The 6,596-nt window shown below is 74.7% G+C and carries 6 protein-coding genes and 2 pseudogenes; 1 reads left to right on the top strand and 7 read right to left on the bottom strand.

Features of this window, described 5'->3' with window-relative positions:
* A pseudogene (locus KBX39_RS19285) lies at positions 1 to 877 on the top strand (hypothetical protein); the annotation flags it as partial.
* 293 nt (positions 878 to 1,170) lie between these two features.
* Here the strand turns inward: KBX39_RS19285 and KBX39_RS19290 are convergent.
* The 7 genes and pseudogenes from KBX39_RS19290 to KBX39_RS19320 all read right to left on the bottom strand — a co-directional run.
* Complete coding sequence (locus KBX39_RS19290) at positions 1,171 to 1,944, bottom strand: hypothetical protein (RefSeq protein WP_043325768.1); 774 nt, start codon at positions 1,942 to 1,944, stop codon at positions 1,171 to 1,173.
* 16 nt (positions 1,945 to 1,960) lie between these two features.
* Positions 1,961 to 2,812 (bottom strand): PspA/IM30 family protein, encoded by an 852-nt coding sequence (locus KBX39_RS19295; RefSeq protein ID WP_030503385.1) that lies wholly within the window; start codon positions 2,810 to 2,812, stop codon positions 1,961 to 1,963.
* A 127-nt stretch (positions 2,813 to 2,939) separates the two neighbouring features.
* A complete protein-coding gene (locus tag KBX39_RS19300) occupies positions 2,940 to 3,380 on the bottom strand; it encodes a helix-turn-helix domain-containing protein (protein ID WP_043325770.1) in 441 nt (146 codons plus the stop codon).
* Between the two features lie 210 nt (positions 3,381 to 3,590).
* Positions 3,591 to 4,136 carry a CinA family protein gene (locus KBX39_RS19305; protein ID WP_043325772.1) on the bottom strand — a complete coding sequence of 182 codons (546 nt, stop codon included), beginning with the start codon at positions 4,134 to 4,136 and terminating at the stop codon, positions 3,591 to 3,593.
* A gap of 71 nt (positions 4,137 to 4,207) precedes the next feature.
* Positions 4,208 to 4,789, bottom strand: a complete 582-nt coding sequence (gene pgsA / locus KBX39_RS19310; RefSeq protein ID WP_030503388.1) for a CDP-diacylglycerol--glycerol-3-phosphate 3-phosphatidyltransferase — start codon at positions 4,787 to 4,789, stop codon at positions 4,208 to 4,210.
* Between the two features lie 47 nt (positions 4,790 to 4,836).
* On the bottom strand, positions 4,837 to 6,339 hold the full coding sequence (gene rimO / locus KBX39_RS19315) for a 30S ribosomal protein S12 methylthiotransferase RimO (protein ID WP_210871836.1): 1,503 nt from the start codon (positions 6,337 to 6,339) through the stop codon (positions 4,837 to 4,839).
* Positions 6,340 to 6,389: 50 nt separating this feature from the next.
* Positions 6,390 to 6,596, bottom strand: a pseudogene (locus tag KBX39_RS19320) (ornithine cyclodeaminase family protein); the annotation flags it as partial.

Consider the following 6,596-nt stretch of genomic DNA (forward strand, 5'->3'; position numbering starts at 1 on the left):
GGCACCCAAGGCGCCCACCGGGCTGACCGCCACCCCGGCGCCCGGCAGCGCCACCGCGCGGCCCGCCATCGCGCTGACCTGGACCGGCAACGGCAGTCGCCCGGTGCCCACCAGCCACCTGCTGCAACGCGCCACCGACAGCGCCTTCACCGCCGGGCTGACCGAGATCACCGTGGCCGCCACCGCGACCCGCTACACCGACGCGACAGTCACCCCCGGCGTCACCTACCACTACCGGATCCGCGCCGAGAACGCGGTGAGCTGCTCGTCCTGGTCGAATGCCGTACCGGCGGCGGTGCGTCTGGCCGCGCCGGCCCGGCTCACCGCGGCGGTGCCGCCGACCGCGCCGCTGCGGGTGGCGCTGCGCTGGGCGAACCACTCCTTCGCCACCGGTGTGGACGTGCAGCGCGCCACCAACCCGACGTTCAGCAGCGGCCCGGGGACCACCGCCATCGCCGTGGGCGAGAACCACGTGGACCCGGCCGTCGCGCCGGACACCACGTACTACTACCGGGTACGCACGACGTACCTCGGCGCGGCGTCCCCCTGGTCGACAGTGGCCCGGGTGACCACCCCGGCCCGGCCGACGACGCCCACGGCGGTGAGCGTCATCGCGAGCGCGCCGGGACCGGACACCGCCACCGTGACGCTGAGCTGGTCGGCCGAGACTCCGGCCGGACCGGGCGCCGGCTTCATCGTGCAGCGCGCCACCGACGCCGCGTTCACCAGGGAGCCGGCCACGTTCCGCGTCACCGGCCGCGGCTTCACCAACACCGGCCTGGCCCGCTCCACCACGTACTACTACCGAGTACGCACGACGAACGTGGTTGGCACGTCCCCCTGGACCCCACCAACCCCCATAACCACCCCCACCTAGCCCTCCCTCTCAGGGTCGATCATGAAGTTGACGGCAGTTTCCGAGATCAACAACACCGCCAACCTCATGATCACCGGCGCTGGCGGGGCGATGGGCGGGTGTGGGGGTGCCTGACCGCGAGTTGCCCGCCCGGGCGGCCCGACGCCCTCCGCCCGCCCCCTGTCCGCGCCGGTGATCAAGGAGTTGGTGTACGGATTCGGCCCGCCTCAGGACACAAACTCCTTGATCAACGCGCGGGACGATCAGCGCGCGGGACGATCAGCGCGCGGACGATCGGCGTGCGGCGGGGGCGGTCAGCGGCCGGGCTGGGGGGCTCGGAGGGGGGTGCGGAGTTCGGCCAGGGCGGAGGCCACCCCGTGCAGCAGGTCGGTGGCCTCGGTCAGCCGCGCGGCGGCCGGGTGCGCGGTGTCGGGACGGGCGTCCTCGGCTACGTAGCCGGCGGCGGCCACCACCAGCCGCTCGTACGCGGCCACCCCGTCCTCCAACTGGGCCACCAGCGTGGCGTGCACCTCGTCCAGCGTGCTCTGCGGGGTCAGCTTCGCCGCGCGTTCCACGCCCGCGACCCGGTTCGCCAGCTCACGCAGCGAACGATCGGCCTCGGCCGCCTCCCGGACCGCCGGCTCGGCCAGACCGGTCAGCCGTCCGGCGAGCCCGGCCAGGGTGAGCGCGGCCCGGTCCAGCCGTGCCCACGGCTCGGCCGCGGCGGTGCCGCGCAGCGCCATGCGGGAGCGGACCCGGCGTACCTCGGCCAGGACACCCGGCCCGACGGGCAGCCGCTCGACGGCGGCGACCAGCCGGGCGCGGGAGCGGGCGGCGGCCTCCGCCGGGTCGAGGGCGGGCGGCGCCGGCACTGCTGCGAGCGCCCGGTGGTCGGCCCAGCGCCAGGCGGCGATCGCGATGGCGCTGCCCGCGGCGCCGGCCCAGGCCGCGTCCGGCAGGCCCAGTCCGGCGTACGGGGTGAGCACCGCCGCGGCGCCGCCGAGCCCGCCGGCCAGCACGCTCCACCGTCGCGCCGAGTTGCGCAGCCTGCGCAACCTGCGGAAGTGTCGGGCCCGTTCGTCCGCCATGGTGTCCGCCCCTCCGTCAGCCGGTCGTGCTCTCCCCGGTGCCGCGTTCCCGGCTCATGCTGGCCCGGATCTCGTCGAGCCGGGCCGCGGCGGCCGGGTCGGCCGGCTGCCCGACGGCGGGGGTCTCCTGCCGGCCACCGAGCTGCTCGCCGGCCATGCTCGACCGGATCTGTTCCAGTCTCGCCGATCCGGCCGAGTCGAGCGTGGCCTTCTGGATCTCCAGCATCCGGCCCTCGACCGAGTTGCCGGCCAGCTCGGCGCGGCCCATGGCGGTGGCGTAGCGGCGTTCGATCCGGTCGCGGACCTCGTCGAGCGACGGGGTGTTGGCGGGTGCGGTGAGCGACGACATCGACTCCAGCGAGCGGGCCACGCTCTCCTGCATCTTGGCCTGCTCCAGCTGGCTGAGCAGCTTGGTGCGCTCGGCCAGCTTCTGCTGGAGGATCATCGAGTTGTTCTCGACCGCCCTGCGGGCCTGGGCGGCCGCGCCGAGCGCCTGGTCGTGCAGCGTCTTGAGGTCCTCCAGGGCCTGCTCGGCGGAGACCAGCTGGGTGGCCAGCATCTGGGCGGTCTGCTCGTAGCGCCCGGCCTCGGCCTCGTCGCCCCGGCCCCGGGCCTGGTCGGCCACTGCGAGCGCCTGCCGCGCGTTGCCCTGGAGCTGTTCCACCTCGGTCATCTGCCGGGACAGCTTCATCTCCAGCTGGCGCTGGTTGCCGATCACCGCGGCCGCCTGCTGCACCAGCGCCTGGTGCTGGCGCTGCGCCTCCTCGACGGCCTGCTGGATCTGCACCTTCGGATCGGCGTGCTCGTCGATCTTCGCGCCGAAGAGCGCCATCAGGTATTTCCAACCCTTGACGAACGGGTTAGCCATCTCCGCCTCGTCCCCTCAGTAGCGTCGCGCCTACATCGTTCCAGCCGGACGCCACTCCGGCACCCGTACGCTCCTGATCAACAGTACGACGCGGACGCCAGCACCGCCCACGACGCGACAGCCGGGGTCAGGCGGCGCAGACCACGTCCCGCTCCGCGGGGCGTACCCGGGTGCTGCGCAGCGTGGCCTTGAGCGGCGAGTCCTGCCGGACCTGGACGGCGACCGCGCCGTCGGTGGTGACCTGCCGGACACCGCGGTTGGTCGCCTTACGCACGGCGGCCGTGGCCACCGGGGCCGGCTCGTCGGCCACCGGGACCAGCACGCCGGGCATCTGCTCGGCGAGGGCGACGGTGTCGCTCACCTCGCGCAGCAGTTCCGACAGGCGGGCGCCGAGCGCGTCGCAGATGGCGGCCAGCAGCTCGCTCGACGGTTCCTTCTGGCCGCGCTCGATCTCGGAGAGGTAGCCCAGGCTGACGTTGGCGGCGGACGACACCTCGCGGAGGGTGCGGTGCTGCCCCTGCCTGCGTGTCCGCAGCGCGTCACCGATCACCCGGCGTAGCAGGACCATCGCACCTCCCCCTGGACGGGACCACCATGCCCGGCCGAGCCGCGCCGGGCGCCGGACGCGGAGACCGCTCCGGCGCCGACGGCGACCGTCGGAGCCTTCCCGCAACCGTACCCGTTGGTTGCCACGACGACATCCCACCCCGCCTCTGAAAATCCGTGCGGATCGGCCGGCCGGCGGGCCCGCGGCCGGGCGTGTCGGCGCCGGGCCGGCTCATCGGGGGCCGACCCCCGCCGCCTCGGCGGCGTCGGCGTCCTCGGGGAGCTGGATGCGGTCGGCGAGCAGCCGCAGCGCCTCGATCACCACGGCCGAGCGGATGTGGTCGCGGCCGCCGTCGAGGTCGAGCCGGCGCACCTGCGTGCCGTCCGGCCCGGCGACCGCCACGTAGACCAGGCCGACCGGCTTGCCGTCCTGCGGCTCCGGCCCGGCGACGCCGGTGGTGGCCAGGCCCCAGTCCGCGCCGCACCGCTGCCGTCCGCCCTCGGCCAGGGCGGCGGCCACGTCGGGATCGACCGGGCCACGCTCGGCCAGCAGGTCCTCCGGTACGCCGGCGAGCGTCGCCTTGAGTTCGGTGGCGTAGACCACCATGCCGCCCCGGTAGATCGAGCTGACCCCGGCGATCTCCACGACCGCCGCGGCGAGCAGCCCGCCGGTCAGCGACTCGACGGTGGCCAGCGTCTGGCCGCACTCGTGCAGGCGGTGCACGACGGAGGCCGCCGGGTTGCCGGCGGGCCGCTGGTGTCTCTCGTCGGTGTCCATGCCCGCCCTCTCTTCCCGCGCCAGGGCGGCTTACTCTTCGGCCGCCCGGAGCGACGAGCCGGCTGCCCGGGTCAACGGGCCGGACGCCGCAGCCGCAACGCCTGGGCGATGTAGTCGAACCCGGTGACCACGGTGACCACCACCGCCGCGCCCATGATCCACGGGCCGATCGCGGCGAGCGCCTCCGGCATCGGCCAGAGGTACCAGGTGATCGCCAGGATCTGCAGCGCCGTCTTGACCTTGCCGCCCCGGCTGGCCGCGATCACGCCGTGCCGGATCACCCAGAAGCGCAGCGCGGTGATGCCCAGCTCACGGGCGAGGATCACCACAGTCACCCACCAGGGCAGCCGGTCGTAGACGGAGAGCAGCACCAGCGCGGCGCCGGTGAGCGCCTTGTCGGCGATCGGGTCGGCGACCTTGCCCAGCGAGGTGACCAGCTCGAACCGGCGGGCGATCCAGCCGTCGACCAGGTCGGTCGCCGACGCCACCACGAAGATCAGGCAGGCGGCCATCCGCCAGCCCGCGTGGGTCATCGCGGACGCGACCACGGTGGCCGCGAAGACGGGCACCAGCACCAGGCGCGCGCCGGTCAGCACATTCGCCGCGTTGAGCAGCGGTACGGGGGCGGCCGCCGTCGACTCCGCGCCCGTCATGTCCCGCATCGCCCCACGTGGCTTCCCCGCTTCGTCCGGGCCCGCCGTCACCGTACCGCGCCGGGCGCCGCCGAGATCATCTCATCCGGTACGGCGACCAGGTCCACGCCCTCGGTGGCGGTGACGGTGGCCCGGACCAGGTCACCGGGGCGCAACGCGGCCAGGTCGACGCCGCCGCCGACCGGCGCGACGAGCGTGGTCGAGCCGTCGACCTCGGGCGCCTGGTGGGCGGCCCGCCCCTCCACCACGCCGTCGGCGACCGAGTCCACAAGCACCTCCACCGTCGCGCCGAGGCGCTCCTCGGCGCGCTGCGAGCAGAGTTCGTCGGCCAGCGCGCTGAGCTTGTCGTACCGCCGCTTGATCGTGGCGGCGGAGACCTTGCCGGCCAGTCCGGCGGCCTCGGTGCCGTCCTCGTCGCTGTAGTCGAACATGCCGATCGCGTCCAGCCGCGCCTCGGTCAGGAACCGGACCAGCTCGGCCACGTCCTGCTTCGTCTCGCCGGGGAAGCCGACGATGAAGTTGCTGCGCGCGCCCGCGTCCGGCGCCAGCGCGCGGGCGGAGGCGAGCAGCTCCAGGAACCGGTCGGTGGAGCCGAAGCGCCGCATCCGGCGCAGCACCGGCTCGCTGGAGTGCTGGAACGACAGGTCGAAGTACGCGGCCACGCCGGGCGTGGTGGCGATCACCTCGACCAGGCCGGGCCGGGTCTCGGCGGGCTGGAGGTAGCTGGCGCGGACCCGCACGATGCCGTCGATCGCGGCGAGCTGCGGCAGCAGCTTCTCCAGCGCGCGCGGGTCGCCCAGGTCCTTGCCGTACGAGGTGGAGTTCTCGCTGACCAGCACCAGCTCGCGGACGCCGGTCTTGGCCAGCCACTCGGCCTCGGCGAGCAGCTCGTCCGGGGTACGCGAGACGAACGCCCCGCGGAACGCCGGGATGGCGCAGAACGCGCAGCGCCGGTCGCAGCCGCTGGCGAGCTTCAGCGAGGCCACCGGGCCGGTGTCGAGCCGGTGCCGCAACACCTGCCGCAGGTGGGCCGGGGTGTGCGCGTCGGTCTCCGGCGCGACCCGGGCCGGGGTGCCGTGCCCGGGCAGCGACACCTCCGCGTCGCGGCGCTTCACCGGGGTCAGCGGCAGCAGTTCCCGCCGGTCGCGGGGGGTGTGCGCGCCGATCGCCTCACCGGCGAGCACCGAGTCGAGGCGGGCGGCGATGTCCGGGTAGTCGTCGAAGCTGAGCACGGCCTGCGCCTCGGGGAGGCTGTCGGCAAGCTCACGGCCGTACCGCTCGGCCATGCACCCGGCGGCGACGACCTTCGCGCCGGTGTCGGCGGCGGCCAGCAGCGTCTGGATCGAGTCCTGCTTGGCCTTCTCGACGAAGCCGCAGGTGTTCACCACCACCACGTCGGCGCCCTCGCCGTCGGTGGTGACCTGCCATCCGTCGGCGTGCAGCCGGGCGGCCAGCTCCTCCGAGTCGACCTCGTTGCGGGCGCAGCCGAGGGTCAGCAGGGCGACCCGACGCCCGTCGGATTGCGGGGTGGAGGAGGTGGCAGACACCATCCGAGGGTACCGGGCCGGTTCCGTACCGCCACGCCGCCCGTCCGGCACGCTCAGCGGGCGGGAGCGGCCACGCGGGCCAGCCGGTCGAGCAGGAACACCTCGGTGCCGGCCAGGCCGGTGGAGCAGAAGACCGAGATCTGGTCCGCGCCGGTCCGGCCGGGGACCGCCCCGGCCAGCACCGCGCCCAGGTCGCGCAACCGACCGGCGTACGGCTCGACGGCGGCGAGCATCGGCGGCACGTACGCGGCGGCCTGCCC

The sequence above is a fragment of the Micromonospora sp. D75 genome (genome assembly GCF_018070405.1).
Lineage (GTDB): Bacteria > Actinomycetota > Actinomycetes > Mycobacteriales > Micromonosporaceae > Micromonospora > Micromonospora chalcea.

What these genes read in the sequence shown, in the direction of transcription:
- KBX39_RS19290 (WP_043325768.1), bottom strand. Translation starts at nt 1,944, where the DNA reads ATGGCGGACGAACGGGCCCGACACTTCCGCAGGTTGCGCAGGCTGCGC.
- KBX39_RS19295 (WP_030503385.1), bottom strand. Translation starts at nt 2,812, where the DNA reads ATGGCTAACCCGTTCGTCAAGGGTTGGAAATACCTGATGGCGCTCTTC.
- KBX39_RS19300 (WP_043325770.1), bottom strand. Translation starts at nt 3,380, where the DNA reads ATGGTCCTGCTACGCCGGGTGATCGGTGACGCGCTGCGGACACGCAGG.
- KBX39_RS19305 (WP_043325772.1), bottom strand. Translation starts at nt 4,136, where the DNA reads ATGGACACCGACGAGAGACACCAGCGGCCCGCCGGCAACCCGGCGGCC.
- pgsA (WP_030503388.1), bottom strand. Translation starts at nt 4,789, where the DNA reads ATGACGGGCGCGGAGTCGACGGCGGCCGCCCCCGTACCGCTGCTCAAC.
- rimO (WP_210871836.1), bottom strand. Translation starts at nt 6,339, where the DNA reads ATGGTGTCTGCCACCTCCTCCACCCCGCAATCCGACGGGCGTCGGGTC.